At 62.9% G+C, this 26,851-nt stretch carries 22 protein-coding genes; 19 read left to right on the forward strand and 3 right to left on the reverse strand.

Annotation, left to right across the window (positions count from 1 at the left end; genetic code table 11):
* Window positions 1-75 precede the first annotated feature (75 nt).
* From BPHYT_RS07145 to BPHYT_RS07195, 11 genes are all read left to right on the forward strand, one after another.
* A complete protein-coding gene (locus BPHYT_RS07145) occupies window positions 76-651 on the forward strand; it encodes a helix-turn-helix domain-containing protein (protein WP_012432476.1) in 576 nt (191 codons plus the stop codon).
* Between the two features lie 304 nt (window positions 652-955).
* Window positions 956-3,700: a TonB-dependent receptor plug domain-containing protein gene (locus BPHYT_RS07150; RefSeq protein WP_012432477.1), complete on the forward strand. Its 2,745-nt coding sequence runs from the start codon at window positions 956-958 to the stop codon at window positions 3,698-3,700.
* A gap of 282 nt (window positions 3,701-3,982) precedes the next feature.
* Entirely contained in the window at window positions 3,983-5,938 is a 1,956-nt protein-coding gene (locus BPHYT_RS07155; RefSeq protein ID WP_012432478.1) for an extracellular solute-binding protein, read from the forward strand.
* An 8-nt stretch (window positions 5,939-5,946) separates the two neighbouring features.
* Window positions 5,947-6,999 carry a microcin C ABC transporter permease YejB gene (locus BPHYT_RS07160; RefSeq protein WP_012432479.1) on the forward strand — a complete coding sequence of 351 codons (1,053 nt, stop codon included), beginning with the start codon at window positions 5,947-5,949 and terminating at the stop codon, window positions 6,997-6,999.
* Complete coding sequence (locus tag BPHYT_RS07165; RefSeq protein WP_012432480.1) at window positions 6,953-8,068, forward strand: ABC transporter permease; 1,116 nt, start codon at window positions 6,953-6,955, stop codon at window positions 8,066-8,068. The genes BPHYT_RS07160 and BPHYT_RS07165 overlap by 47 nt, the downstream gene beginning before the upstream one ends.
* Window positions 8,065-9,732 carry an ABC transporter ATP-binding protein gene (locus BPHYT_RS07170; RefSeq protein WP_012432481.1) on the forward strand — a complete coding sequence of 556 codons (1,668 nt, stop codon included), beginning with the start codon at window positions 8,065-8,067 and terminating at the stop codon, window positions 9,730-9,732. The genes BPHYT_RS07165 and BPHYT_RS07170 overlap by 4 nt, the downstream gene beginning before the upstream one ends.
* The gene (locus BPHYT_RS07175; RefSeq protein ID WP_012432482.1) at window positions 9,725-11,161 is read left to right on the forward strand and encodes a TldD/PmbA family protein; all 1,437 of its coding nucleotides are present in this window, start codon (window positions 9,725-9,727) and stop codon (window positions 11,159-11,161) included. Before BPHYT_RS07170 ends, BPHYT_RS07175 begins: the two co-directional genes overlap by 8 nt.
* The gene (locus BPHYT_RS07180; RefSeq protein ID WP_012432483.1) at window positions 11,161-12,522 is read left to right on the forward strand and encodes a TldD/PmbA family protein; all 1,362 of its coding nucleotides are present in this window, start codon (window positions 11,161-11,163) and stop codon (window positions 12,520-12,522) included. The genes BPHYT_RS07175 and BPHYT_RS07180 overlap by 1 nt, the downstream gene beginning before the upstream one ends.
* Window positions 12,523-12,526: 4 nt before the next feature.
* Window positions 12,527-13,108, forward strand: coding sequence for a GNAT family N-acetyltransferase (locus BPHYT_RS07185; RefSeq protein WP_012432484.1), 582 nt, complete (start codon window positions 12,527-12,529; stop codon window positions 13,106-13,108).
* Between the two features lie 4 nt (window positions 13,109-13,112).
* Window positions 13,113-13,661, forward strand: a complete 549-nt coding sequence (locus BPHYT_RS07190; RefSeq protein WP_012432485.1) for a GNAT family N-acetyltransferase — start codon at window positions 13,113-13,115, stop codon at window positions 13,659-13,661.
* 13 nt (window positions 13,662-13,674) lie between these two features.
* Window positions 13,675-16,887, forward strand: coding sequence for a multidrug efflux RND transporter permease subunit (locus BPHYT_RS07195; protein ID WP_012432486.1), 3,213 nt, complete (start codon window positions 13,675-13,677; stop codon window positions 16,885-16,887).
* Window positions 16,888-17,225: 338 nt separating this feature from the next.
* On the opposite strand, the gene BPHYT_RS38120 is transcribed toward BPHYT_RS07195, so the two are convergent.
* The gene (locus BPHYT_RS38120) at window positions 17,226-17,510 is read right to left on the reverse strand and encodes a hypothetical protein (protein ID WP_148225074.1); all 285 of its coding nucleotides are present in this window, start codon (window positions 17,508-17,510) and stop codon (window positions 17,226-17,228) included.
* Between the two features lie 64 nt (window positions 17,511-17,574).
* Here BPHYT_RS38120 and BPHYT_RS07200 point away from each other — a divergent pair, with 64 nt between their 5' ends.
* Window positions 17,575-18,570 (forward strand): GlxA family transcriptional regulator, encoded by a 996-nt coding sequence (locus tag BPHYT_RS07200; protein WP_012432488.1) that lies wholly within the window; start codon window positions 17,575-17,577, stop codon window positions 18,568-18,570.
* A gap of 111 nt (window positions 18,571-18,681) precedes the next feature.
* Window positions 18,682-19,233 (forward strand): dTDP-4-dehydrorhamnose 3,5-epimerase, encoded by a 552-nt coding sequence (gene rfbC, locus BPHYT_RS07205; protein WP_012432489.1) that lies wholly within the window; start codon window positions 18,682-18,684, stop codon window positions 19,231-19,233.
* Between the two features lie 51 nt (window positions 19,234-19,284).
* Here rfbC and BPHYT_RS07210 read toward each other — a convergent pair whose 3' ends face one another.
* On the reverse strand, window positions 19,285-20,175 hold the full coding sequence (locus BPHYT_RS07210) for an EamA family transporter (protein ID WP_012432490.1): 891 nt from the start codon (window positions 20,173-20,175) through the stop codon (window positions 19,285-19,287).
* Window positions 20,176-20,282: 107 nt separating this feature from the next.
* Between BPHYT_RS07210 and BPHYT_RS07215 the strand changes: the two genes are divergently transcribed.
* Window positions 20,283-21,188 (forward strand): LysR substrate-binding domain-containing protein, encoded by a 906-nt coding sequence (locus BPHYT_RS07215; protein ID WP_012432491.1) that lies wholly within the window; start codon window positions 20,283-20,285, stop codon window positions 21,186-21,188.
* Window positions 21,189-21,293: 105 nt separating this feature from the next.
* Window positions 21,294-21,923, forward strand: coding sequence for a GNAT family N-acetyltransferase (locus BPHYT_RS07220; protein WP_012432492.1), 630 nt, complete (start codon window positions 21,294-21,296; stop codon window positions 21,921-21,923).
* Window positions 21,924-22,134: 211 nt separating this feature from the next.
* Here BPHYT_RS07220 and BPHYT_RS37155 read toward each other — a convergent pair whose 3' ends face one another.
* Window positions 22,135-22,296, reverse strand: a complete 162-nt coding sequence (locus BPHYT_RS37155) for a DUF1328 domain-containing protein (protein WP_007182451.1) — start codon at window positions 22,294-22,296, stop codon at window positions 22,135-22,137.
* A 202-nt stretch (window positions 22,297-22,498) separates the two neighbouring features.
* On the opposite strand from BPHYT_RS37155, the gene BPHYT_RS07230 reads away from it, so the two are divergent.
* The 4 genes from BPHYT_RS07230 to BPHYT_RS07245 all read left to right on the forward strand — a co-directional run bounded on the left by BPHYT_RS07230 (window position 22,499) and on the right by BPHYT_RS07245 (window position 26,850).
* Window positions 22,499-23,476, forward strand: coding sequence for a LysR substrate-binding domain-containing protein (locus BPHYT_RS07230; protein WP_012432493.1), 978 nt, complete (start codon window positions 22,499-22,501; stop codon window positions 23,474-23,476).
* A gap of 109 nt (window positions 23,477-23,585) precedes the next feature.
* Window positions 23,586-25,076, forward strand: coding sequence for a 2-hydroxymuconic semialdehyde dehydrogenase (locus tag BPHYT_RS07235; RefSeq protein ID WP_012432494.1), 1,491 nt, complete (start codon window positions 23,586-23,588; stop codon window positions 25,074-25,076).
* Window positions 25,073-25,894 (forward strand): 2-keto-4-pentenoate hydratase, encoded by an 822-nt coding sequence (gene mhpD, locus BPHYT_RS07240; RefSeq protein WP_012432495.1) that lies wholly within the window; start codon window positions 25,073-25,075, stop codon window positions 25,892-25,894. The genes BPHYT_RS07235 and mhpD overlap by 4 nt, the downstream gene beginning before the upstream one ends.
* A gap of 11 nt (window positions 25,895-25,905) precedes the next feature.
* On the forward strand, window positions 25,906-26,850 hold the full coding sequence (locus tag BPHYT_RS07245; RefSeq protein ID WP_012432496.1) for an acetaldehyde dehydrogenase (acetylating): 945 nt from the start codon (window positions 25,906-25,908) through the stop codon (window positions 26,848-26,850).
* Window position 26,851 lies beyond the last annotated feature (1 nt).

Here is a 26,851-nt window from a genome sequence, read left to right on the forward strand (position 1 = left end):
AGGGAGAACGTTACGCTCGACGAAACATAATTTGCATATATCAAACTATTTTTGACTACGGGATTCTGTCTTGCTATGGTCTTGCCACTCAATAACAAGGCACATGTTGCAATCTCTATAGGAAGCAAAATCCGCGCGCTGCGCCAACGGCTCAGTCGCACGCTGGATGAAGTGGCAACGACCGCAGGCATTTCCAAGCCGTTTTTGTCGCAGGTGGAACGGGGTCATGCAACACCTTCGATTACGTCGCTAGTCGGTATTGCGCGAGCTTTGGGTGTGACGGTGCAGTATTTCGTCGACACGCCGACAGAAGATAAGTCGGTGCGTCGAGGAAGCGAGTTGAAGTACTTCGGATTTGACGGAACCGCCAATCTGTTCGGAAGGCTGACGAACCTGTCGGTCGGCGGCAAGCTGGAAGTGATCCTCGTCAGGATGCCGGTGGGGCAGAACCCGTCGGAAGTCACAACGCACGCCGGTGAAGAATTCTTGTATGTGATGAGCGGCCAGATCTCGCTCACTCTGGAAGGCACGACGTTCGTATTGCAGGCAGGCGACACGGCGCATTACGAGTCTACCGTGCCGCACTCCTGGTCCAATACCGCGCGTGAAGAGGCGGTGGTCGTGTGGGTCGGGACGCCAAGACTGTTTTAGTGCCGCAGGCTGTGCTTTAGAAGAAAGCACTCGCTCGATATTTGTAAGCATTACTTAGGTGTATACCAGCGATTTGGAAATCTGGGCCGGTAGATGACGGAGTCCGCTCGCGTGGCAGTAGAAATGGCATCAATTGGAAAGCGCTGCGCATTCCGATTGCAATAAATTAGTAGTCCGACGCTGACTTATTTTGAAGTTGCTTTAACGGAACGCGGCGCAAGATCGCCGTATATCGAGTAGAGCGGTTCACGAGACCACTCTTCACATACTGCTGTGGCCTTACTGACGAGCGAGAAGGGGAAAAATGAAACAAAGGGCATTGGCGCTGGCCATTAGAAGAATAGTCTGGGCTGAACTGGCGTTGTCGGCCGTGATCGCCGTACCGGCGTTTGCGCAAAGCCAGCCGGCCACCACCGGCACCGCGGCAGGCGCGACGACAACGGAAAGCACCCCGGCAACGGGCGCGGCTGCCACACCGTCCGCGGATGGCAACACCGCCACGCCGACGGGCAAAGGGGTCCAGCAACTCAAGAAATTCGAGGTGACCGGGTCGCTGATCCGCACGTCGGACAAGGTCGGCAACACGGAAGTTCAGACCATCACGACCAAGGACATCCAGCAAAGCGGTTATACGACCGTGGCCGACTTCCTGCGCGGCACCTCCGCCAACTCGGGGAGCAGCTGGGGCCAAACGACAATGAATAGCTCCGCGCAAGGCGGCGGCGGTATTGCATTGCGCGGTCTGAGCGAGAAGTACACCCTGGTGCTGGTGGACGGGCAACGGGTGGCGAATTACGGCAAGGCGGTGAACTTCACCGACACGTTCTTCGACGTGAATTCGATCCCGCTCAACATGATCGACCACATCGACATCGTGAAGACCGGTGCGGTCTCGGTGTATGGTTCGGATGCAATCGCGGGCGTGGTCAACATCATCACCAAGAAAGACTTCCAGGGCTTGCAGATCGACGGCCAGCTCGGCAAGGCTCAGCATCCGGGCGACGCGCAGGGCAATTTCAGCGTGCTCGGCGGTATCGGCGATCTGAATGGCGACCGCTTCAACGTAACGGCCGCCGCGAGCTACTACCGCGACACCGGCTCGTCGCTCGGCGATCGCGACATGACCGCGGGTCAGGACTTCAGCCAGTTCCCGGGTGGTCTCGCGGGCCCGCTCGGCCCGAACCAGCAATCGTACTGGACTACGGCCGACGGCACTAACACGGCACTCAGCCCCTGTCCTCCAGGCAGCGTGTCGGCGAACGGCGCATCCACGTGTAAATCGAATCCGGCCAGCGCCACTTCGCTGGTGCCGGCAATCACGCGCCTGAACGCGAAAGTGCGCGGTACGTTCAAGATCAACGACGACGTGCAGGCCTACGCCGACTTCTGGGTGAGCCGCGACGAAACCGTGCAGAACGAAGGCCCGGCAGTGCTGAGCAGCCAGACCAACGCGTTCAACCCGGCCACCGGTTCCGCGTTGCCGCTGTCGCGCACGGTCTCGGGCACCAATCCGTACAACCCGTTCGGCGTACCCACGCAGATCAACTATACGTTCCCGAATACCGTGTCGGCGGATACGGTGTCGACGTTCTGGCGTGCATTGACCGGTGTGAAAGGCTCGTTCACCACCGCCAAATTCGGCGATTGGGATTGGTCCGCGGATTACGGCCACTCGCAGAGCACGGTCGACACGACCTACGGCAACGCGCTGAATGTTGCGGGCCTCGAGAACATTCTGCAGAACGGCGTGTTCAACTTTTCGAATCCGTCGGCCACGCCGAACGGTTTGAACGGCGTCTTCCAGAACGACTATGAACAGGCGATCTCGAAGCTCGACAGCGTCACGGCGAAGACCTCGACGAGCAACCTGTTCACTCTGCCGGGCGGCCCGGTCGGTGTCGGTTTCGGTACGGAATTCCGTCATGAAAGCAACATCATCAACTCGCGTACGTATAGCGCGCTCGGCATTACGGCGCCGGCCAACGTGCAAACGGTCGACGGTGAGCGCAATGTGGCGGCCGTCTACTATCAGGTGGATATTCCGATCATCCACAACCTGACGTTCACGCAGGCGGGCCGTTACGACCACTACAGCGACTTTGGTGGTGCGTTCTCGCCGAGCTTCGCGTTGCGCTTCCAGCCGGTGCGGGCTATCACGGCTTTCGCATCGTATAGCCGCGGCTTCCGCGCGCCGACGCTGGTCGAAAACTCGCAGGCAACCTATCTGGCTCACCAGAACCTGGTGGACCCGAACGACCCGAGCGGCACGCCGACCAAGCACTTCACGACGGAACAGGTCAACGGCAATCCGGCGCTGCAGCCTGAGCGCACCAAGAACTACAACATCGGCTTCCAGCTTTCGCCGGACTCGTCGACGGATATTGGTGCGGCGTTCTACAAGATCCACATTGACGGCGTAATCGGCACGCAGGATCCGAACGCGGTGATGGATGCGAATAACCCGTCGAACGTGATCCGCAATCCTGACGGCACGGTGGCTTACATCAAGGAACAGTTCGTCAACCTCGGCTCGCTCGACACCGACGGCTTCGACATGAACTTCCGCAAGTCGGTGGGTACGAAGTACGGTACGTTCACGCTGGCAGGCGATTGGGCCTACGTGTGGCACTTCAAGCTGAATAGCCCGGGTGCGCCGACGCAAGACTTCGCCGGCAACAACCTCGCGCTGTTGCAGCCGTTCGGTGCGTCCAATCCGCGCTGGAAGGGTAATACCAGCCTTTCCTGGGACTACCGCAAGCTGACCACCACGCTGACGTGGCAGTACACCGGCCCGTACACCAACGCGGTGGCGTCCGAGTTCGGCGACGGCGGTACGCTGTCGGTGGCGTCGTACAGCCAGTTCAACCTGATGGCCACGTATCGCGGCTTCAAGAACTGGACGATCTACGGCGGCATCAACAACATCTTCGATCGCAAGCCGCCGTTCGACGTCGAGTGGCAGGCCACGCCGGATATCACGGGCTACGACCAGTCGCTTTATACCAACATCGGCCGCTTCTTCCAGGTCGGCGCGTCGTATCGCTTCTGAAGTCCTCGATGTTTGTGATGCACCCGCAGTCTGTCTAGTCGGTCGGCCGCTCCGGCTTCCATCATCGGTACTGGAGCGGCGCAATTTTTTTAGCGATGTACGTTGGAGTGTCCGCGCGCACAATGCTCGTTTGGAGCCAGGGCGAGCAGAGGCGGCGAGTCAGCCGCAGCGCGGCGCTAGCGGGGAAAGCTACGCGAGCGACGCCGTCAGGCCGTCACTCGCGCCGATTCGATTTACCGCGCGCCGGCGAGAAGCCGGCGCGCGTTCTCACGCATTCCGAAGATGAGACTTGTGAAGTTTCACTGGCCGCGCCGCGTGCGGACTGCAGCGGCAACGCCCGCGGCTGCCGCAGAGCGGCGGCCTGGCACCGTCGCGCGAATCGCGCTGTGCGCAGGGGCGTGTCTCGCATTGAGCGCGGTCTGCGCGCAGGCGCGACCCTCGATTGCGCAATACGACGAGCCGAAATATCCCGTCGGCTTCACGCACTTCGACTATGCGGATCCCACCGCGCCGAGCGACGGCAAGCTCAGCTTCCAGAATTTCGACGAACTGCAGACTTACGATTCGCTGAACCCGTTTCTGGTACGCGGTGCGCCCGCGCCGGACATCCTGCATCTGATGTTCGATACGCTGATGCAGCGGAGCTGGGACGAACTTGCCTCCGAGTACCCGCTGATCGCCGACGATGTCGAAGTCGCGCCGGACCTCGGTTCGGCCACCTTCCACATCAATCCTGCCGCGCGCTTTTCAAACGGCGATCCGATCACCGCCGCCGACGTCAAATACTCGTTCGACACATTGACGAGCCCAAAGGCCTCGCCGCTTTTCAATGCACAGTTCTCGGTCATCAAGAGCGCGACCGTGATCGACAAAAACACGATCCGCTTCGAATTCAAGCACGCCGAACGCGACGCACCGCTGATCGCCGGCGATTTGCCGATCTTCTCACCGAAGTGGGGCATGCGCGCGGACGGCACACGTCTGCCGTTCGACCAGATCGCGAACGAGCCGCCGGTCGCGAGCGGTCCGTATCTGATCGAGTCGCGCAAGAACGACAAGCAGATCACCTATCGCCGCAACCCCGATTACTGGGCTGCGAATCTGCCGTCGCGGCGTGGCATGTTCCGTTTCGCGAGCATCACCTTCAAACTGTATCGCGACCATTACACGCAACTGGAAGCGTTCAAGGCCGGCGATGCCGACGCGCTTGTCGAATACAGCGCAACGCAATGGGCGCGCAAATACGTCGGCAAGAATTTCGACAACGGACTATTGAAGAAAGGCGAATTCGCCGACGGCCCCGCGCAGATGCAAGGCATGCTGATGAACCTGCGCAAGCCGATGTTTCAGGACCCGCGCGTGCGCCACGCGCTGACGATGGCCTTCGACTACGACTGGATGAACCGCATGATGTTCTACGGTCAATACCGGCGCACCAGCAGCTATTTCGCAGCGAGTCCGTTCGGCGCGACCGGCATGCCCGGCCCGAAGGAACTGGCCTTGCTTGAACCGTTGAGAGCGAGCGTGCCGCCGGAAGTGTTCGGCCCCATGCTCAAGCAACCCACGACGATCGCCCCGGATTCCTTGCGCGGCAACTTGCGCGTGGCGCGCGATCTGTTGGCGCAAGCCGGCTGGCACTATCGCGACGGCGCCTTGCGCGATGCCAACGGCACGCCGATGACCATCGAGATCATGGACGATCAGCCCGGCATGGACCGCCTGATCCTGCCGTATATGCAGGCGCTCGGCATGCTCGGCATTCAGGCGCATATGCGCGAGATCGACAGTGCGTTGTACCAGAAGCGGCTGGATAACTTCGAGTACGACATGACCACGTTCATCTATCCGCCGGTGACGATTCCGGGTGCGGAATTGACGCGCCGTTTCGGCAGCGCGGCGGCCTCGGAAGTCGGTTCGGAAAACTATCCGGGTATCCGCTCCAAAGCAGTCGACTCGCTGATTCACTCGGCGCTCTCCGCCGACAATCTCGACGATCTGGAAGCGGCGACCCGCGCGCTGGATCGCGTGCTGATCTACTCGTTCTACCTCGTGCCCGAGTATTACGCACCTGGCGCGCGAATCGGCTACAAGTCGACGCTAGGTCATCCGGACAAAGTGCCCATGTCGTATCTATACGAAGACTGGGTGATCGACTACTGGTACACGAAAGGGGACACGAAAACGGCGGCCGCCCCGACCACATCTTCCACCGCGGCTAAGGCCGCTACGGCTCACTGAGGCACAGCATGCTTGCCTATATTCTCAGACGCTTGTTATTGATGGTGCCGACGCTGCTCGGCGTGGTCACGCTGACCTTTGTCGTCACGCAGTTCGTGCCGGGTGGGCCGGTCGAGCAGGTGATGACGCAACTCCGCCACGGCGCTGGCCGTGGCGGAGAGGCGGGGGCGGGCGGCGGCGGTTATCACGGCAGCCAGGGCGTCGATCCGCAGCAGATCGAGCAGATCAAGAAACAGTTCGGCTTCGACAAGCCGCCGCTCGCACGCTATCTGCTGATGCTCAAGCACTACGCGACGTTCGATCTCGGCCAATCCTACTATCAGCACGACAGCGTGTGGGACGTCATCAAATCGAAGCTGCCGGTGTCGATCACACTCGGCTTATGGACGGTGCTGCTCACGTATCTGATATCGGTGCCGTTGGGGATCGCGAAAGCGGTGCGCAACGGCTCGCGCTTCGATACCGTCACGAGCGTGCTGGTGCTCGCCGGCTATGCCATTCCGGGTTTCGTGCTGGGCGTACTGCTGCTGATGTTATTCGGCGGCGGCACGTTCTGGCAGGTGTTTCCGATGCGCGGCCTCACGTCGGATAACTTCAACGATCTCAGTGCGTTCGGCAAAGTGCTCGACTATCTGTGGCACATCGTGCTGCCGGTCACGGCCTCGGTGGTGGGCAACTTCGCGATCGTCACGATTCTGACCAAGAACACGTTCCTCGAGGAAATCGGCCGGCAGTATGTGCTGACCGCGCGCGCGAAAGGCGCGCCGGAGCGCGACGTGCTGTGGAAACACGTGCTGCGCAATGCCGCGATTCCGCTGCTTACCGGTTTGCCGGCGGCCTTCGTCGGCGCGTTTCTGAACGGCAATCTGCTGATCGAAACGCTGTTCTCGCTCGACGGCATGGGCCAACTGTCGTACGACTCCGTGATTCGCCGTGACTATCCGGTCGTACTCGGTTCGCTGTTTCTGTTCACGCTGATTGCCCTCGTAACCAAACTCATTGCTGACGTCTGCTATGTCCTCGTCGACCCCCGCATCCAATTCAACCGCCAGGACCGCTGACGCGGCCGGCGCGGCGCACGCGGCGTCGCCGTCTCCGTGGCGGCGTACGTGGCTGCGTTTCAGGCGGCAGCGTCTGGGCTACTGGAGCCTCGTGATCTTCGTCTCGCTGTTCGCCATCAGCCTGCTCGGCGAGGTGTTGTCCAACGACCGTCCGCTACTCGTTCGTTACGACGGGCACTATTACTTCCCGATCGTGAAGGACTACCCGGAAACGCTATTCGGCGGCGATTTCCCGGCGCGTGCCAATTACCTCGACCCGTATATCCGCTCGCGGCTCGAATCGAACGGCAACTTCGCGATTTATCCGCCGAATCATTTTCACTACGACACGATCGACTATTTCGCCGCGCATCCGTATCCGGCGCCGCCCACCGCGAGCAACTGGCTCGGCACGGATCAATTCGGACGCGACGTGCTGGCGCGGCTTTTGTACGGCTTCCGCCTGTCGGTGCTGATGGCGCTGGCGCTCACGGTGTCCGGTGTCGTGGTCGGCGTGCTGACGGGCGCGGTGCAGGGATTTTACGGAGGACGAACCGATCTGATCGGCCAGCGCCTGATCGAAATCTGGAGTTCGATGCCCGACCTGTACCTGCTGATCATCTTCGCATCGATCTTCGAGCCCACGTTGTGGCTGCTCTTCATTCTGCTGTCGATGTTCGGCTGGCTCGTGCTGTCCGATTACGTGCGCGCCGAATTCCTGCGCAACCGTTCGCTCGATTACGTCAAGGCGGCGCGCACCATGGGCCTTACTAACTGGCAGATCATGTGGCGTCATGTTTTGCCGAATAGTTTGACGCCGGTGATTACCTTCCTGCCGTTCCGCATGAGCGCCGCGATTCTCTCACTGACCAGCCTCGACTTTCTCGGCCTGGGCGTGCCGCCGCCCACGCCGAGCCTCGGCGAACTGCTGCAGGAAGGCAAGAACAATCTCGACGCGTGGTGGATCTCGATGTCGGCATTTGCCGCGCTGGTGATCACTCTGCTGTTGTTAACCTTCATGGGCGACGCATTGCGCAACGCGCTGGATACGCGCTCACGTGGTTCGGCTTTCGGCGGAGGTCCGCGATGACCGCTACTCAGGCACCGATTGCCCGGCCGTTGCTGGAAATCGACCGTTTCTCCGTGCGTTTCGGCGCCAAGGTCGCCGTGCACGAACTCAGCCTTTCCATCGCACGCGGCGAGCGCGTGGCACTGGTCGGCGAATCGGGTTCGGGCAAGAGCGTCACCGCGCTGTCCATTCTGCGGCTTGTCGAGCATGCCGAATTGAGCGGCCGCATGTTGCTCGATGGTGAAGATCTGCTGCAGAAAACCGAGCAGCAGATGCGTGGCCTGCGTGGCGCCGACGTCGCGATGGTGTTCCAGGAACCGATGACGGCGCTCAATCCGCTCTTCACGATCGGCAAGCAGATTGCCGAGAGCCTGCGTCTGCACGAAGGCTTGCGGCCGAACGCGGCGCGCGAGCGCGGTATCGAGTTGCTCAGACGCACCGGCATTCCCGAGCCGGAACGGCGCATCGACAGTTTTCCGCATCAATTGTCCGGCGGCCAGCGGCAGCGTGCGATGATTGCCATGGCGCTTGCATGCCGTCCGCGATTGCTGCTCGCGGATGAGCCGACCACAGCGCTCGACGTGACCGTGCGCCAGCAGATCGTCGACCTGTTGATTTCGCTGCAGGAACAGGAAGCGGCCGCACGCGGCATGGCCGTGCTGTTGATCACGCACGATCTGAATCTGGTGAAGCGTTTTGCGCAGCGCGTCGCGGTGATGGAGAAGGGCGTGCTGGTCGAAACCAATACGACCGAGGCGCTGTTCGCGAGTCCGCAGCATCCGTACACGCGGCGGCTGCTCGACAGCGATCCGCAACGCGCGCTCGAGCCGGTCGAGGACGGCGCGCGCCGGTTGCTCGAAGTACAAGGATTGGCCGTCGATTACCGCACGTCGGCGAAAGGCTGGCGGTCCATGTTTGGGCGCTCCACGTTTCGCGCGGTGCATGACGTCGACCTGAGCGTGCGGCGCGGCGAAACGCTCGGCATTGTCGGTGAATCGGGTTCGGGGAAATCGACCTTGGCGGCCACCGTGCTCGGCTTGCAACAACCGGCCGCGGGACATATCCATATCGACGGCCTGCCGCTTTCCACGCTCAAGACGGCGAGTTCGCGCCGCGAGCTGTATTCGCGCATGCAAGTCGTGTTTCAGGACCCGTTCGGCTCGTTGTCGCCACGCATGACGGTCGAGCAGATCATCGGCGAGGGGTTGGCCGTGCATCGGCCGGAAGTGGATGCGAAGGCACGGCGCGCGCGTGTCGGCAGCCTGCTCGAAGAGGTCGGCATGCCCGCTGACGCGATGCTGCGCTATCCGCATGAGTTCTCCGGCGGCCAGCGTCAACGTATTGCGATTGCGCGCGCATTGGCCGTCCAGCCGGAACTGATCGTGCTCGATGAGCCGACCAGCGCGCTCGACGTGTCGATCCAGAAACAGGTGCTGAATCTGCTGACAAATCTGCAGAAAAAGTACAAGCTAAGCTATTTGTTCATTACGCACGATCTGGCGGTGATGCGAGCCATGGCGCATCGCGTGATCGTGATGAAGTCGGGACGCATCGTCGAAGCCGGTGACACACTCGATGTGCTGCATGCGCCGACGCATCCTTATACCCAATCGCTGCTGGCCTCGTCGCTCAACGTGCCGGAGCCGGGCGCCGGCACGATTCATACGGGACACGCCAATGATTGACGAACGTTGGGCGCAGGCTGCCCAAACGCTGAAGAGCCGCGCGGCGTTCTGGTCGCTGCGCATTGTCGACGAACAGATCGACGACCACGAGATCCGCAACGACATCGCACAACCGCTGCGTACGGTGCGCGATCGCGGCGCAATGTTGATCGCATGGGTGGGCGCCGGCGCGGGTTATGCCGCGACCGCGAACCTCTCGGCGGCCGGTTTGCAGGCGGCGCTCGATATGGCCACCGCACGCGCTGAGGCGAGCGCGGCCTTGTCGCTGATCGACCATCGCGAAGTCGCCCGTCCGGTTGCGAGCGGCCACTACGTGTCGCCGAATGCACAACGCGCGTTACCGAGCCGCGCCGAATGGCTCGAGCTTCTCGGCGCGGAATGCGCGGGAGCGAACCTCGACGCAAAAATTGTGGAACGTGTCGCGGCGGTGCAGATCACGCACACCGATCAACTCTACATCACCGGCGACGGCGTACGGATCGACCAGCAGTTCCGTTTCGTGATGCCGCAATTGAGCGTCGCCGCGCACGCAAACGGCGATACGCAAGTGCGCACCCTGGGCGGCAACTACGGCACGCTCGGCCAGGGCGGCATAGAAGTGCTGGCGCGCTTCGGCTTTGAAGGCTCGGGCGTACGCGTCGCCAATGAGGCGCTGCAATTGCTGGCCGCGCCGAATTGCCCATCCGGCAAGCGCGATCTGTTGCTGATGCCCGACCAGATGATGCTGCAGATTCACGAATCGATCGGACATCCGCTCGAACTGGATCGCATTCTCGGCGATGAGCGCAACTTCGCGGGCTGGAGCTTCGTCAAGCAGGACATGTTCGGTTCGTATCGCTACGGCTCTGAGTTGTTGAACGTTACCTTCGATCCGTCGCTGCGCGAAGAAGCCGCAGCCTACGCGTTCGACGACGACGGCACCGAAGCGCACAAGCAGTATCTGATTCGCAACGGCGTGCTGGAACGTCCGCTCGGCGGCGCATTGTCACAACAGCGTGCGCGCATGCCGGGTGTGGCGAATTCGCGCGCGTCGAACTGGAACCGCCCGCCGATCGACCGCATGGCGAATCTGAATATCGAACCCGGCGAGAGTTCGCTGGAGGAGATGATCGGCAATATCGAGCACGGCATTCTGATGCGCACCAACACCTCCTGGTCGATCGACGACCATCGCAACAAATTCCAGTTCGGCTGCGAGTTCGGCCAGTTGATCGAAAACGGCAAGCTCACACAAATCGTCAAACAGCCGAATTACCGCGGTATTTCCGCGAATTTCTGGCGCAGCCTCAGCGCGGTGGGCAACGCGGCCACGCGCGAAGTGTATGGCACGTCCATGTGCGGCAAGGGCGAACCGGCGCAGATCATTCGCGTCGGCCATGCGTCGCCGGCTTGCGTGTTCAGCGACGTCGACGTGTTCGGAGGCGCATGATGAGCCAGTTCATGTCTTCGCGCGCGGCTACCTCGGTGGATTGGGAGCGGCATTTCACTTTGCTCGCCGATGCGATCGAGCGCTTGCAGCAAGGAAGCGAAACCACACTCAGTTCATTTGCCGGCGAGCAGTCCGACTTCATCCGTTTCAATTCGGGCAAGGTGCGACAGAGCGGCAGCGTGTCGCAAGGCAAGCTGACCTTGCGTCTGATCGACGGCGCACGTCAGGCCTATTCCACGCTGACCGTATGCGGCGATCTGCAGCAGGATCTCGATGAAGTGAGCGCCGCGCTCGCCACTTTGCGCGAAGGTCTGCGCGATGCGGCGGACGATCCGCATCTACTGTTCGATACGTCGAAATGGGAGCGCACCACGCAGCGCTCCGGCAAGCTGCCGAATCCTGGCGGTCTCGCGCACATCGTCGCGGAATGCGCGCAAGGGCTCGACTTCGTGGGCTTCTACGCGGGCGGCACCATCGTGCGCGGTTTCGCATCGACGAGCGGCAGCCGCGGCTGGTATGAAGTGGACAACTTCAATTTCAGCTGGTCCTTGTACGACCCGAGCGGCCGCGCGATCAAAACCACCTACGCCGGCGACGACTGGAGCGATGCCGTGTTCGCGGCCAAAGTCGAGCAGGCCGCGACACGTCTTGCGGTGCTCGCGCGCACGCCGCGCACATTGGCGCCGGGACGTTACCGTTCCTATCTCGCGCCCGCCGCGCTCGCGGAACTGCTCAGCGTCACCGCATGGAGCGGCTTTTCCGCACGGGCTCAGGCGAGCTCGCGCAGCGAGCTGTACAAACTGCATGTGGGAGAAGTCGTAGTCGACCCGCGCGTGACGATCAGCGAAGATCTGAGTCTCGGCATCACGCCAGGCTTTAACGACGACGGCTATCTGCGTGACAGCGTCCCGTTGATCGAGGCCGGCCGCAGTGCCGAACGCCTGACCAACGCACGCAGCGCACGCGAATACGGTTTGACGCCGAACGGCGCGCTGGCCAGCGAGTCACCGGCCGCGCTCTCGATGCAAGCGGGCGACCTGCAGGACGAAGAGGTGCTCGCAAAGATCGGCACCGGGCTCTACATCGGCAACCTCTGGTACGTGAACTTCTCGGACCGCATGAATTGCCGCCTCACCGGCATGACGCGCTTCGCGACGTTCTGGGTCGAGAACGGAGAAATCGTCGCACCGCTCGAAGCCATGCGTTTCGACGACAGCCTGTACCGTTTGCTCGGCAGCGAACTCGAACAACTCGGCGCGCAAGCGGAACTGCTATTGAGCGATTCGACGTGGGGCGAGCGCGCCACGGGCGGCATGCAATTGCCGGGCATTCTGGTGAGGTCATTCGAATTGACGTTATGAGCCTATGGATCAACACGAAAAAACAAAATCAAAACCTGAGAGCTTGCCCGAGGGCCTGACGCTGCGCGCTTTGCGCGTGGCCGACGCGGAACAGTTTCACGCCATGCTGCAATTGCCCGTGGCGATGAACGGCAATCCGCAGATGCCGTTTCGGACCGTTGCCAGCACACGCGAGTACCTGGAAAAATTCGAGGCCCCTGGCATCGCGATCGCGGCGACGGTCGCCGACACGCTGGTCGGTCAGGCCAGCCTCAGTCCTTTCAAGGGACGCCGCGCGCATGCCGCCTCGCTCGGTATTGGCGTGCACGACGCTTGGCAGCGGCGCGGCATCGGTCGTGCCTTGATGGCCGAACTGCTCGATCTGGCCGACAACTGGCTCGGCCTGCGCCGCGTCGAGTTGCATGTCTACGCGGATAACCACGCGGCACTCGCGCTCTACCGCAAGTTCGGCTTCGAGATCGAAGCGCATCAGCGCGGTTCCGTATTGCGTCGCGGCGTGCTGATCGACTGTTACTTCATGGCGCGGTTGCGCGAGCCGGCGCCGTGGATGTCGCCGCCTTCGGCCGCCCATCTCGCAGCGGAATAAGACCATGAAAGAAACAAGGTTGCCGGACGACGCCGCACATTACAAATGTATTATGGTGCGCGCGCTCGAATCGTCGGACATGGATGCGTTCGCCGAGATCATGAGCTTGCCCGGTGTGCGGCGCGGCACGCTGTCAGTCGGCTATCGCAGTCCTGAACAACTCGCGGCCTGGTACGAGCGGCGCCTAAAAGGCGGCGTGAACGTGTGCGCGACTATCGACGGACGCGTGATCGGCCACGCCAGTCTCGAGGTCCACCGGTCGAGCCGCGCGCACAGCGCACACTTAGGCCTCGCCGTGCACGACGCGTATCATCGCCGCGGTGTCGGCGCCGCGCTTTTGCAAGGCTTGATCGATTGCGCGGACGCGTCGTTCGGTTTGCGCCGCATCGACCTCACGGTGTTTGCGGACAACGCGCCGGCCATCGCGCTGTATCGCAAGTTCGGCTTTGTCGAGGAAGGCCGTTCGCGCGGTTTTGCCGTGCGTGACGGTGTGCTGGCCGACGTGCTGCATATGGCCCGCCTCGTCGACGCACCGCGCCTCCAGACAATCTGAACGGATTCATTGAGTGCCATTTTTCTTCATCGACCGCCCGGTCTTCGCATGGATCGTCGCGCTCGCCATTGTCGTGGCGGGCGCGCTGGCTATTCCGCAACTGCCGGTGGCGCAGTATCCGCGCCTCGCGCCGCCGCGCATCGTGATATCCGCCATGTATCCGGGGGCGTCGACTGAAGTCGTGGACGAGAGCGTCGGCAGCATCATCGAGGAGAGTCTCGATGGCGCCGACAATATGCTGTACTACCAAACGACCAGCGACAACCTGGGCGAACTCGAAATCGACGCGACCTTCGCGCCCGGCACCAATCCGGATCTCGCGCTGGTCGACATCCAGAACCGGCTCAAGCAGGTCGAGCCGCGTTTGCCGCAGCAGGTCGTGCAGCAGGGCATCAGCGTATTCAAGGCGGCCAACACGTTTCTGATGCTCGTTGCGCTCGCGTCCACCGACGGCACGCGCGACTCCGTGCAATTGAGCGACTATTTGAGCCGCTACGTACTGCGCGAGTTGAAGCGCGCGCCTGGCGTCGGCTCGGCCCAACTCTGGGACGCCGACGAAGCGTTGCGCATCTGGCTCGATCCCATGAAGCTGCGCGAATATGGCCTCGGCGCGGCCGAGGTGAACGCCGCCATCGCCGCGCAGAACGCGACCGTGACGGCGGGCACGCTCGGCGACGCGCCGTTCGTGCCGGGCCAGCAATTGACAGCCTCGGTGAGCGTGAAAGGCCAGTTGATCTCGCCGGCCGAATTCGGCCAGATCGTGCTGAAGGCACGGCCGGACGGCTCCGCGGTGCGCCTGCGCGACGTCGCGCGTGTCGAACTCGGGCGTGACAACTACTCGTACTATTCGCGCCTGAACGGCAAGGCTGCGGCAACGGTCGGGATTCAACTCGGGCCGCGGGGCAACGCGCTCGAAACGTCGAACGCGATTCGCGCGCGGCTTGCCGAGTTGGCGAAAGGGTTGCCCTCGGGCGTCGCCATCGAAATCCCGTTCGACAACGCGCACTTCGTGAAGATCGCCATTCACGAGGTGCTCGTCACGCTCGCGGAAGCGGTGGTGCTGGTGTTCTTCGTGATGTGGCTGTTCCTGCGCGATCTGCGCTATACGCTGGTGCCCACCGTGGTGATTCCGGTCACGCTGATGGGCGCGTTTCTCGCCATGTATGCGTGCGGTCTGTCGATCAACGTGTTCACGATGTTCGGCCTCGTGCTCGCCATCGGCATTCTCGTCGACGACGCGATCGTGGTGGTGGAGAGCGTGCATCGCGTCATGGAAGAAGAGGGCTTGCCGCCACGCGAGGCCACACGCAAGGCGATGTCGCAGATCGGCGGCGCGATTGTCGGCGTGACAGCGGTGTTGACGGCGGTATTCGTGCCGATGGCGTTTTTTCCCGGCGGCGTCGGCGGGATTTACCGGCAATTCGCGGTGGCGATGATCGCGTCGATGCTGGTGTCGTCGTTCATGGCCTTGTCGTTGACGCCCGCGTTGTGCGCGAATCTGCTGAAGGCGCACACGCAATCGGTGCGTCAACGCGATGCGCGCCGCGGCGTTCTCGGTTTCGCGGCGCGTGCGGCGAGCCGCTTTACGTCCGGCTTCGATCGCGCCGCGCGCGGTTATCGCGGCTTGACCGCGTGCACGTTGCGCCGCATCGGCCCGATGCTGGCCGTCTATGCGGTGCTGGTCGGCGCGTGCGGCGTGCTCTACTGGCAGATGCCGGGCGGTTTCCTGCCAAGCGAGGACGAAGGCCAGTTGCAGGTCATGGTGCAATTGCCCGCGGGCGCCACCCAGGCCCGCACGCTGGCCGTGGTGCAACGCGCGGAGGAGATTCTCCATGCCGAGCCCGCTATCGCGAACGTGACGAGCGTGATCGGCTGGAGCTTTTCGGGCAGCGGTCAGAACGTCGCGATGGGATTCGTCGAACTCAAGGACTGGGGCAAGCGCGATATCGATGCACTGGCCCTGCGCGACCGGCTCAACGCAAAGTTCGACAAGATTCTGGACGGTAACGTCGAGGCGCAATTGCCGCCTTCGGTGCCGGGACTCGGACATTCCGACGGTTTCGTGTTCCGCCTCGAAGATCGCGGCGGAGTGGGGCTCGACGCGCTGAAGGCCGCGCGCGAGCAACTGTTCGAGCAAGCCAAGGCGAGCCCGGTGCTGGCCTCGGTGCATTCGGAAGATCTGCCTGACGCGCCGCGCGTCGAGCTTGTCGTCGATCGCGCGAAGGCGTACGCGCTCGGTGTGTCGTTCGACCGAATCGCGGACGTGCTGGGCAGCACCTTCGGCTCGACCTATATCGACGATTTCCCGGCCGGCGGCCGCATGCGCCGCGTGATGATCGCCGCCGACGCCGCCGCGCGCATGACCGAAGACGATCTGCTGGCGCTGTCCGTACCCAACTCGACGGGTGGCATGGTGCCGCTCTCGGCCATCGCAACGCGTCAGTGGACGATCGGCCCGGTGATGCTGACGCGCTATAACGGTTATCCGTCGCTCGACGTGAGCGGCCACGCGGCGCCCGGCTACAGCTCCGGCGCGGCCATGGCGGAGCTTGAGCGGCTGGCCGCTTCGTTGCCGGTCGGCGTGAGCTATGACTGGGTCGATGCGGCACGCGAGGAAACCGCGGCCGCGAAACTCACCCCGCTGTTGATCGGCCTCTCGTTGCTGGCGGTGTTCATGGCGCTGGCCGCGCTCTACGAAAGCTGGACGATTCCGCTTGCCGTGCTGATGGTCGTGCCGCTCGGCGTGATCGGCGCGGTTGCGGCGGTGCTGTTGCGTGGCATGCCTAACGATGTGTACTTCAAGGTCGGCATGATCACGGTGATCGGCCTCGCCGCGAAGAACGCGATTCTGATCGTGCAGTTCGCCCGCGATCTATACCAGCGCGGCATGCCGTTGACGCGTGCGGTGACCGAAGCCGCGGGCGCGCGCTTCCGGCCGATCGTGATGACCTCGGCGGCGTTTCTGCTGGGCGTCGTGCCGCTCGTGGTGTCGAGCGGCGCGGGTGCCGAAAGCCGCCGCTCGATCGGCACGGGCGTGTTCGGTGGGGTGCTGGCTGCCACGCTGTTCGGGCTGGTGTTCGCGCCGGTCGCGTTCCATGCCGTCGCATCGCTCACGCACGGACGGCGGCGGCTGGCGGAACTGCATCGCAAGCGCGCGGAGCGGCGGGCACGTGCTGCCGCGACCGCGATCGAACGCGAATCGTTCGACGAGTCGCCGACGGCCTGAGTGTCCTGACAACTGTGTTGTGACTGGCGGCCTGACTGTGCGCAGCATGGGCGCGGCAGGCCTTCAATCGTCGGACGTTTATTTCTATTGTGCACCGCACGAGCGAATTGTTCATACGTATAAAACCGCCAATGTTTCAATATAGAAACATTTTTAGACGTTCGAAAAATGCGTTTAAAAATAACTAATGGCGACCGATTCGTTAAATGCACACTGATTGCATCGGGTAGTCGATAAATTCCCAATTTGCGAATAAACCGGCTATTGAATGGTCATTATCTGCGAGGTTTTCGATTCAAGTTTGAAACACTTTTGGATGCCGCTTTGCCATACGCAGGTCATAAACGGAAGGCGATCCGGCACGCCAGGACGCCACCCATCGATGCCTGAAAAGCCTTTCTGGTAGCCACTCGGCGGCAACATGCCGAAATCGCCTCCGTATTCGTGACCGTGGCGCGCCGCTGTCCCTTCGTTCTCATATCAAACGCGAGATAACGGTTTTCTTCATACATTCTGTTTCTCGATAGTAATTTGTTTTTCAAATTTACTATAGCGATCCATTCCGTTACCATCACGCTTAATCCGTTAAGCGGGTTGCCGCGATTGCCGCTGGCAATAATCATTCCGCCCATACCGGCCGCTAACGGCGATCGGGGTCCACAATGTACGACAGTTTGGGGAAATATCATGCCGCACATGCACCTTGATACTGCGAGGATCACCTGGTTACATACGCCCACGCTGAACGTGCGTAGTGCAACGCGGCGAATCGGCGTGTTGCTGTTCGACGGCTTCTGGCTGCTCGGCCCAGGCACGGTGGTGGAAATGTTCCAGACCGCGAACGAACTCTCGGGTTCGCGCGCCGGAGAAGAGCAGCCTTACGAAGTGCAATTCCTTTCCATGGACGGCGGCAGCGTCGCCAGTTCTTCTTCCGCGCGCATCTGGACCGATCGTATCGACGCCCGCTTTGCCGGCGGTTTCGACGTGCTGTTCATCGCGGGCGGCTACGGCGCACATGTGGCCGCGCGCGACGAGCGGGTGCTCGGCTGGCTGCGCTCGGTGCAATCGCGCACGCGTGCGATCGAAACGATCGGTGAAGGGCGGCTCGTGCTGGAAGCGGCCGGCCCGACGGATAGCGACGGGCCGCAGGTGAACCGCTATCTCAGCAGCGTGACAGGCGAGTCCGCGCTCAACGCGTCCAACGACCGCAACGACTGCGCCCGCAGCGCGCTCATGTTCATCAAACGCGATCTCGGTGCCGAGCTTGCCCGCAGCGTCGCCGACCGTGTGATGCCCGGCATGGCCGCCACCTGGGTGCCGCTGCCGGTGGAAGGCGGCACGCTCAGCGTGGCCGAGAAGATCCGCGCTGCAGCGCGCTGGATGGAGGCCAATTGCGACCGTCCGGTTTCGGTGGCCGACGCCGCGCAGGTCGCGGCGATGAGCGAGCGCAATTTCTTGCGGCGTTTCAAGCATGAAATGCAGGTCACGCCATCGGACTATCTGTTGCAGGTTCGCCTGCGCATTGCCTGCAACTTCCTCACCGAAACCGAACTGCCGGTCGACAAGATCGCCCGGCGCAGCGGTACGGGCAACGGCGATCGTCTCGCGAAGATTTTCCGCAAGCGCATGGCGCTGTCTCCAACCGAATATCGCGCGCGCAGTCGCGTGGCGAGCGAGGCATAACAGTCATGCGGGCGCCCGAGCCGGCGGCAGGGCGCCTTACGACACATGGACGCGTCCTCCGTCGTGGCGGTCGCGTTTTCGCCGGTCAGGTTTCTTACGAGCGCAGCAGCAATGGGCAACAAGGTGATCGCAACGGCATTGCCGGAGGTGAAACTCATCGAGCCCGAGGTGTTTTGCGACGAGTTCGGCTTCTGCTTCGAGAGCTTTAGCGCGGACGAGTTTATCGACGACGTCTCGCAAGCTTTCCAATTGGTGCAGGACCGGCATTCGCGCGCGGTGCGTGGCGTGTTGCGCGGCTTGCACTATCAGGTGCAACGCCCTCAGGGCCGGCTCATGCGGGTCGTGGTGGGGGAAGTGTTCGCCGTCGCTGTCGACGTGCGGCTCAACTCGCCGAACTTCGGCAAGTGGTGCGGGGCGTATCTGAGCGCGGCCAATTACCGGCAGATCTGGGCGCCGCCGGGCTTCGCGCACGGTTTCGTGGTGCTGTCCAATTTCGCCGAGTGTTTGTGGAAAACCACCGAGTACTGGTTTCCCGAACTGGAGCGCTGCATTCTGTGGCGCGATCCGGACATCGGCATCGAGTGGCCGATCGATTTCGAGCCGACCCTTGGCGCGAAGGATGCCGCGGGCCGGCGTCTTTACGAAGCGGAGAACATCGCCTGAGCGAGGCGTGGGTTTTGCGCGCCGAGGTGCGCAAAACCGTGCCGCAGATTTTCAGCGCGCCACCATCACGGCGCCGACGCTTGCGGTCACCACCAGCAGCGTGCCCATGATTTGCAGAATCCCCATCGGCTGATGCAGTACGACGAAGCCGGCCAACGCGCCGATCGCCGGCTCGACGCTCATCAGGATTCCGAATGAGGCGGCCGGCATGTGCCGCAACGCTACCATTTCCAACGCATACGGCAGCAGCGGGACCAGCAGCGCGAGGCCCGCCGTCGCCGCGACCTGGCCCGCCGTGACATGCAGACCGCTTTGTGCCAATCCGAATGGCGTGGCCACGAGCGCCGCCGCGATCAGCGACACCGACAGTCCCTCGAGTCCCGCGAACAGGGTGCCGGTCTTCTTCATCAGCACGATATAGGTGCCCCATCCGAGCGCCGCGCCGCAGGCGAGCAGCACGCCGAGCGGTTCACCGATCCAGCCGGCCCGATCGCGCGAGAGCAGGATCACGCCGGCGATCGCCAGCACGGGCCAGAGCAATGCGCGGGCGCGACGCACCGCGAAGGTCGCCACGGCGAGCGGTCCGAGAAAGTCGATCGCGACAGCGAGTCCCAACGGAATGCGCTGAAGCGCCGCGAAAAAGCACAGTGTCATGCCCGCCATCGCGGCGCCGAGCACACCCGCGGCAGTCCAGTGAGCGCGCGAGTAACTCAGAAAACGTGGACGCACCAGCAAGGCGAGCACCAATGCAGCCCAGCACAGGCGCAGCCAGGTGGTGCTGAGTGAACCGTACATGGCCATTGTCGGCGCGGAAAGTGCGGCGCCGAACTGCACGCAGGACATCGACAGCACGCACAGCAATGCCGCTCCGGCCGCGCCGCGGGCGGGTTTCACGCTGGTTTGCGCGGAGTTCAGCGCGGGTTGGAGAGTGGTGTCCTGCATGGTCGTCTGGTGAGTGGGCGTTCGATCGGAATTCGTCATCGCTATCTTATCGGTGCTGGCGGCATTAAGATAAGTTGATATTTCTTATGCCGACTTCAAGAACCTTTATGACTCGAGATCTCGATAGCAGCCTGCTGCGCGCCTTCGTCACCGTGGCGGAGACGGGCGCGGTGGGCGCGGCGGCGACGCGCCTCGCGCGTACCCAGGCGGCGGTGAGCATGCAATTGCGCCGGCTCGAAGACGAACTCGGGCAGCGTTTGCTCGATCGCTCGCCGCGCGGCGTGCAACTCACCGAAGCGGGACATCTGCTACTGCCCTATGCCCACACGATACTCGGCGCGGGCGCCGATGCGCGCCGCGCGTTGAGCGCGGGGCAGGTGTCCGGCACCGTGCGGCTCGGCATGCTGGAGGACATTGCGGTCGGCCGGTTGCCGCGGGCGTTGCGGCGCTTTTCGATCGCTTATCCGCAAGTGGCGCTGGAGATCGTCGTCGACAGCAGTGCGGCGTTGTCGAACCGGCTCGCGGACGGCAGCCTCGACGTGGTGGTCGGCGACCCCGCGCTGGTCGACGCCGCATCGCATCTCATATGGAAGCAGCCGCTCTTCTGGGTCGGCGCGCGCGGCTTCAGCCGCGACACGCAGACGGCGCTACCGGTGGTGGCATTCGGCGACGCGTGCCTGTGGCAGCAGCAGGTGTTGACGGCGCTGCGCCGCGCGGGGATCGCGTGGCGCATCGTGTGCACCAGCACCAGTCTGCCGGCCGTGCAATCCGCGGTTGAAGCGGGGCTCGGCGTGTCCGTGCTGCTCGACGGCAACATCCGTTCGGAGTCGATGCGCGTGCTCGGCCAGGCCGATGGTTTGCCCGATGCGCCCACCGCCGACTTCGGTCTCTTCATGCGCGAGGTTTCAGGCGCGCAGGCGGCCGCCGTGCAAACCTTGCAAACGTTCCTCTGCGAGGAATTGCATCTCGGTCTGCGCGAAGGCGAGCCGCAGCTTGCGCCCGCCTTGGCCTAATGCGCCGGCGGTCGCTCCCATGTGAGTTTTTACGACATTTTTTCTTGAGACGCGTCGACGCGAAATCTACACTTCGGGCATCTTGATACCGCCAAGGTGCTCAACGTGAAGCGACGTGCAACGAAGCAACAACCCGTTCGTATCGACTATGTGTGTCACGGCGTGGGCCGTGTCGAATTGCGCCGCTTCGATCCTGCGCGCGATTCGTTCGTCGCGCTGACGGCGTTGCTGCATCGGGCGTTCACGCCGCTCGGCGAGATGGGCCTCAATTGCACGTGCGTCGATCAGACCGTCGAGACCACACGGCTGCGGGCAACGCGCGGCGATTGCTATGTCGCGGTGTGCGACGGGCGCATCGTCGGCACGATGACCCTTTACGCAACGGATCGTGAATCGGCGTGTGAGCTATACCGGCGCGACGATATCGCTAGCTTGCGCCAGTTCGCGGTCGAGCCGGCGTGGCAGGCGCGTGGTATCGGTACGTTGCTGATTGCGTTCGCCGACCATTGGGCCGCGACGCGCGGTTATGCGGAGCTTGCACTCGATACGCCGCAACCGGCCGCGCGTCTGATCGCGTTTTATCGTGGACAGGGGTTTCGTATCGTCGATCTCGTGCGCTTCGACGGCAAGCGCTATGACAGCGCGATCTTGAGCAAGCCGCCGGTGGCGACGCGTAGGCTCGCTAACTGGTCGCATCGGTTGAGTGTGCGTGCGCCGATTGCGCGCGCGGCGTGAAGACCGGGAAGCGGCAACGAAGAGATAAAGAAGACTGAGAAGTGCTGCAGTGCAATGCGCAGTAGAAAACGTCTTGATGCAGGTCTAGCCCGAAGTGAAAACCCCAGCGCGGTCAGCAACAATTGCAATACGGTACGGCAAGTATTGCAACCGGTTGCCGGTTTTCGCGCCGGGGCAGGTGTGATTCAACCTGAAACAAGCGACGCGTTCATCAGCGGCGCATCACGCCCATCAGCAAGGTGACGAGGAAAATCACCACGAAGATGAAGAACAGGACCTTGGCGATTTCAGTCGCGCCTGCGGCAATGCCGCCAAAGCCGAATACCGCGGCGATGATCGCGATGATGAAGAAGATTGCAGCGTATCGAAGCATGGGGCCTCCCACCGATGGATTGCTGGATTAAATAGAAACGGCGACTCGTTGTGGGCACTGCGTGCTTTGACGGGTTATTTGCCGGCGAGCGGAATAGAGCAATAGGTGTGCCCAGACCTCGGCGCACCAAGGGGAGCCCCTGACCGGCCCGCTGCTTTTCTGCTGTTACCATCGCGGATCGTCGATTTCCGCACACCCCGCCATGCAAGCCAATCCGCTCAGCGAGATTTCCCTGATCCGCAAGCTGAAGCTCAATCAGCTCATGATCTTCGAACGCGTACTGGAAACGCGCTCGGTGGTGCGCGCCGCCAACGAGATGCGCCTCACGCAGCCGGCCGTCACCAAAGTCATCCACGAACTCGAATCCTGCTTCGACGGCGCATTGTTCGCGCGCTCGAATCGCGGCGTCGTGCCCACGGAACTGGGGCTGCTGCTCGGACGGCGCGTCAAATCGCTGATGGCGGAGTTGCGCTATATGACCGACGAGCTCAACGATTTCAGGCTCGGCACCAGCGGACATGTGATCGTCGGCACGCTCATCTCGGCATCGGCGCGGCTGTTGCCCGCGGCGATTGCCATGCTGAAGGCGCGCACGCCGAATGTCCTCGTGACGGTTCGTGAAGGCACCACGGCGCATCTGTTCCCGGCGCTCGCCACCGGCGACCTCGATATCGTCGTGGGACGGTTGCCTGAACGCGAGTTGCCGATTGCCAGTGCTTTTCCGCTGACGCACGAGGCGCTCTTCGACGAATCGCTGTGCGTGGTGGTCGGCAAAGGCTATGGTCCCGCGCCGGCGGGCGTGACGCATCTGGCGGAGCTGGTCGGCTCGCCGTGGATTCTGCCGACGCCTGACTCGCCCGCGCGGCTCTCGGCGGAACACCTGTTTCGCGCGGCGGGCTTGCCGATGCCGACGGATATTGTCGAGTCGCTCTCGCTGCTGACGAACATCGGCTTGCTGCTCGATACACCGAGGATCGCGCTGATGCCGCGCGTCGCCGCGCAGCAGTTCGCCGAGGCGGGCTTGCTGCGGATTCTCGATTTGCCCGAGAGCGGCGCGTTCGGCACCGTCGGTTTTTCGGTGCGTTCGCACAAGGAGCAGAGCGCGGCGTGCCAGGCGTTTGTCGAATGTCTGCGTGAGGCCGTCAAGGTCGCCACGCCGGAGCTCGATATGCCCGCATGAGGCGCTCTGGTATTCCGCTTTAGCATATCCAGCGCTCAATCTTTGATTACCGCCGCGTGAGGCGCCAACCGTAGACTCCTGCCAATACTTCAATCGAGCAGGAGACGTTGTGACCTTTACCCCGGCCGCCGCGCAGCGCGCTCAACCGTTACTTCGCCATTACGTCGACGGCGAATTCATCGCGACCGCGACCACGTTCCCCAATCTCAGCCCGGTCGACGGCAGCGTGCTCGCCCAAGTTTGCGAGGCCGACGCCGAAACGGTCGACGCCGCCGTGCGTGCCGCGGCCGCCGCGCAGCGCGCCGGCTGGCGCAATACCACGCCGGCGCAACGCGCCGACTGGCTGCACAAGATCGCCGACGGCATTCAGGCGCGCTTCGACGAGTTCGTCGCCGCCGAAGTCGCCGATACCGGCCGTCCGCTCGAGCAGGCCCGCAAACTCGATATCGCGCGCGGCATCGCCAACTTCCGCACATTCGGCGATCTGATCCGCACCGCGAACAGCGAGTTCTTCGAAACGCACGCCGCCGACGGCAGCGAATTGATCAACTACGTGACGCGCAAGCCGCTCGGTGTGATCGGCATCATCTCGCCGTGGAATCTGCCCTTGCTGCTGTTCACGTGGAAGGTCGCGCCGGCGCTCGCCATGGGCAATTGCGTCGTCGCCAAGCCTTCGGAAGAGACGCCTGGTTCGGCTACGCTGCTGGCCGAAGTCATGCACGACATCGGCTTGCCGCCCGGTGTATTCAATCTTGTGCACGGTCACGGTCCGAATGCGGCCGGCGAGTTTCTCACGCGTCATCCCGACATCAGCGCGATTACGTTCACCGGCGAATCGCGCACCGGCAGCACGATCATGAAGACCGTCGCCGATGGCGTGAAGGAAATCTCGTTCGAACTCGGCGGCAAAAATGCGGCGGTCGTATTCGCCGATGCGGACTTCGACGCGGCGGTGGCGGGCGTACTGAAGTCGAGCTTCACGAATGCGGGGCAGGTGTGTCTGTGCAGCGAACGTGTGTACGTGGAGCGGTCGATTTTCGAGCGCTTCGTCGCCGCGTTGAAAGAGAAGACCGAAGCGTTGCGCGTGGGCGCGCCGCACGATCCCGAGACGACGATGGGGCCGCTCATTTCGCGCGGACATCGCGAGAAGGTGCTGTCGTATTTCCGTCTCGCAGTCGAAGAAGGCGCCACGGTCGTAACGGGCGGCCACGTTCCGCAATTCGGCGACGAGCGCGACCAGGGGGCATTCGTGATGCCGACCATCTGGACCGGCCTCGCCGACGACGCCCGCTGCGTCAAGGAAGAAATCTTCGGACCTGTATGCCACATTGCGCCGTTCGATACGGAGGACGAAGTGATCGGCCGCGTGAACGACAGCGCTTACGGTCTTGCCGCGAGCATCTGGACCACGCAGCTCGCACGCGGGCACCGGGTCGCGCGGCGGATCGAAACCGGCATCGTGTGGGTCAATGCGTGGTTCGTGCGCGATCTGCGTACGCCGTTCGGCGGCGCGAAACTCTCGGGCATCGGCCGCGAAGGTGGACGTCACTCGCTCGACTTCTATTCGGAACTGACCAACATTTGCGTGAGGATCGCATGAGCGGATTGGACCTGAACGCCGTGCAACGAATCGCCGACGCGCTGTGGCGGGCGCAGCAAACCGGCGTGCCCGTCGCACCGGTTCGCAACGCGATCGCGGAACTCGGCGGCGATGCGCTCGACGCGGCCTACGCGGTGCAGCGCGTGAATACCGAGCGCCAGTTGGCCGCCGGCCGCCGCCTGGTGGGCCGCAAGATCGGCCTCACGTCAAAGGCCGTGCAGACGCAACTCGGCGTCGATCAACCGGACTTCGGCATGTTGTTCGACGACATGTCGATTGCGGACGGCGAGGAGATCGCGCTGTCGCGCACGCAGCAGCCGAAGGTGGAGGCGGAGATCGCGCTGGTGCTCGCGCGCGATTTGCCGCACGAACGCAACACGATCGCCGATCTGATCGGCGCGACGGCTTACGCGTTGCCCGCCATCGAAATCGTCGGCAGCCGCATTGCCAACTGGGATATCCGCCTGACCGATACGGTGGCCGATAACGCATCCAGCGGTCTCTTCGTGCTCGGCAACCGGCCCGTCAAACTCGGCGCGTTCGACATCGTCCACTGCGGTATGGCGATGGAGCGTCGCGGCGATCCGGTGAGCGTGGGCGTGGGCGCGGCATGCCTGGGCAATCCGCTGTATGCGGCAGTGTGGCTTGCCAACACGATGACGCGTGTCGGCGCGCCGCTCAAAGCAGGCGACATCGTGCTCACGGGCGCGCTCGGACCCATGGCGGCCGTGCAGGCCGGCGACGTCTTTACCGCCCATATCGAAGGACTCGGCTCCGTAAGCGCGAGCTTCGCTCATCACTCTGAATCCACGTCGTGAACGGGAGCGCCATGTACGACAAACAGGACAAGCAGGCCGTGGCCATCATCGGCTCCGGCAATATCGGCACCGATTTAATGATCAAGGTGTTGCGCGACGCAAAGCACCTCGAAATGGGCGCGATGGTCGGCATCGACCCGGCTTCGGACGGTCTCGCGCGCGCCAAACGGCTCGGTGTGGCGACGACCGCGCACGGCATCGAAGGCCTCGTCACCATGCCGAATTTCGGCGCGATTCGCATCGCGTTCGATGCAACCTCGGCGGGCGCGCATCATCGGCATGCCGCCGTGCTGCGCGAACACGGCGTGACCGTGATCGATCTGACGCCGGCCGCGATCGGGCCGTTCGTCGTGCCGGTCGTGAATCTGTTCGCGCATCTCGACGCGCCGAACCTGAACATGGTGACGTGCGGTGGCCAGGCGACCATCCCGATCGTGCACGCGGTCTCGCGCGTCGCGCCGGTGCGGTACGCGGAAATCGTCGCCTCGATCGCAAGCCGTTCGGCGGGGCCGGGCACGCGCGCCAATATCGACGAGTTCACCGAAACGACCTCGAAGGCGATCGAAACCGTAGGCGGCGCGGCGCGCGGCAAGGCCATCATCGTGTTGAACCCGGCCGAGCCGCCGTTGATGATGCGCGACACCGTCTACTGTCTGACCGAAGAAGAGGCGGACACCGACGAAATCGAAAGCTCCATTCGCGCGATGGTCTCGGCTGTTGCCAGTTATGTGCCGGGCTACCGATTGAAGCAAGCGGTGCAGTTCGACCGCTACACGGCCGCGAATCCGCTCGCATTGCATGCAAACGAGCGCCGCGCGGGTTTGAAAGTGAGCGTGTTTCTCGAAGTGGAGGGCGCCGCGCACTACCTGCCTTCGTATGCGGGAAATCTGGACATCATGACATCGGCCGCGCTGGCCGCCGCCGAGCAGATCGCGGCGAGCCGCGTGGCGGCATGAG

Origin of the sequence: Paraburkholderia phytofirmans PsJN (assembly GCF_000020125.1) — a bacterium.
Classification (GTDB): Bacteria; Pseudomonadota; Gammaproteobacteria; order Burkholderiales; family Burkholderiaceae; genus Paraburkholderia; species Paraburkholderia phytofirmans.

What these genes read in the sequence shown, in the direction of transcription:
- rfbC (WP_012432489.1), top strand. Translation starts at nt 18,682, where the DNA reads ATGGGCAACAAGGTGATCGCAACGGCATTGCCGGAGGTGAAACTCATC.
- BPHYT_RS07230 (WP_012432493.1), top strand. Translation starts at nt 22,499, where the DNA reads ATGCAAGCCAATCCGCTCAGCGAGATTTCCCTGATCCGCAAGCTGAAG.
- BPHYT_RS07245 (WP_012432496.1), top strand. Translation starts at nt 25,906, where the DNA reads ATGTACGACAAACAGGACAAGCAGGCCGTGGCCATCATCGGCTCCGGC.
- BPHYT_RS07185 (WP_012432484.1), top strand. Translation starts at nt 12,527, where the DNA reads ATGGATCAACACGAAAAAACAAAATCAAAACCTGAGAGCTTGCCCGAG.
- BPHYT_RS07210 (WP_012432490.1), bottom strand. Translation starts at nt 20,175, where the DNA reads ATGCAGGACACCACTCTCCAACCCGCGCTGAACTCCGCGCAAACCAGC.
- BPHYT_RS07215 (WP_012432491.1), top strand. Translation starts at nt 20,283, where the DNA reads ATGACTCGAGATCTCGATAGCAGCCTGCTGCGCGCCTTCGTCACCGTG.
- BPHYT_RS07180 (WP_012432483.1), top strand. Translation starts at nt 11,161, where the DNA reads ATGAGCCAGTTCATGTCTTCGCGCGCGGCTACCTCGGTGGATTGGGAG.
- mhpD (WP_012432495.1), top strand. Translation starts at nt 25,073, where the DNA reads ATGAGCGGATTGGACCTGAACGCCGTGCAACGAATCGCCGACGCGCTG.
- BPHYT_RS07150 (WP_012432477.1), top strand. Translation starts at nt 956, where the DNA reads ATGAAACAAAGGGCATTGGCGCTGGCCATTAGAAGAATAGTCTGGGCT.
- BPHYT_RS07145 (WP_012432476.1), top strand. Translation starts at nt 76, where the DNA reads ATGGTCTTGCCACTCAATAACAAGGCACATGTTGCAATCTCTATAGGA.
- BPHYT_RS07165 (WP_012432480.1), top strand. Translation starts at nt 6,953, where the DNA reads ATGTCCTCGTCGACCCCCGCATCCAATTCAACCGCCAGGACCGCTGAC.
- BPHYT_RS07170 (WP_012432481.1), top strand. Translation starts at nt 8,065, where the DNA reads ATGACCGCTACTCAGGCACCGATTGCCCGGCCGTTGCTGGAAATCGAC.
- BPHYT_RS37155 (WP_007182451.1), bottom strand. Translation starts at nt 22,296, where the DNA reads ATGCTTCGATACGCTGCAATCTTCTTCATCATCGCGATCATCGCCGCG.
- BPHYT_RS38120 (WP_148225074.1), bottom strand. Translation starts at nt 17,510, where the DNA reads ATGATTATTGCCAGCGGCAATCGCGGCAACCCGCTTAACGGATTAAGC.
- BPHYT_RS07175 (WP_012432482.1), top strand. Translation starts at nt 9,725, where the DNA reads ATGATTGACGAACGTTGGGCGCAGGCTGCCCAAACGCTGAAGAGCCGC.
- BPHYT_RS07155 (WP_012432478.1), top strand. Translation starts at nt 3,983, where the DNA reads ATGAGACTTGTGAAGTTTCACTGGCCGCGCCGCGTGCGGACTGCAGCG.
- BPHYT_RS07200 (WP_012432488.1), top strand. Translation starts at nt 17,575, where the DNA reads ATGCCGCACATGCACCTTGATACTGCGAGGATCACCTGGTTACATACG.
- BPHYT_RS07160 (WP_012432479.1), top strand. Translation starts at nt 5,947, where the DNA reads ATGCTTGCCTATATTCTCAGACGCTTGTTATTGATGGTGCCGACGCTG.
- BPHYT_RS07190 (WP_012432485.1), top strand. Translation starts at nt 13,113, where the DNA reads ATGAAAGAAACAAGGTTGCCGGACGACGCCGCACATTACAAATGTATT.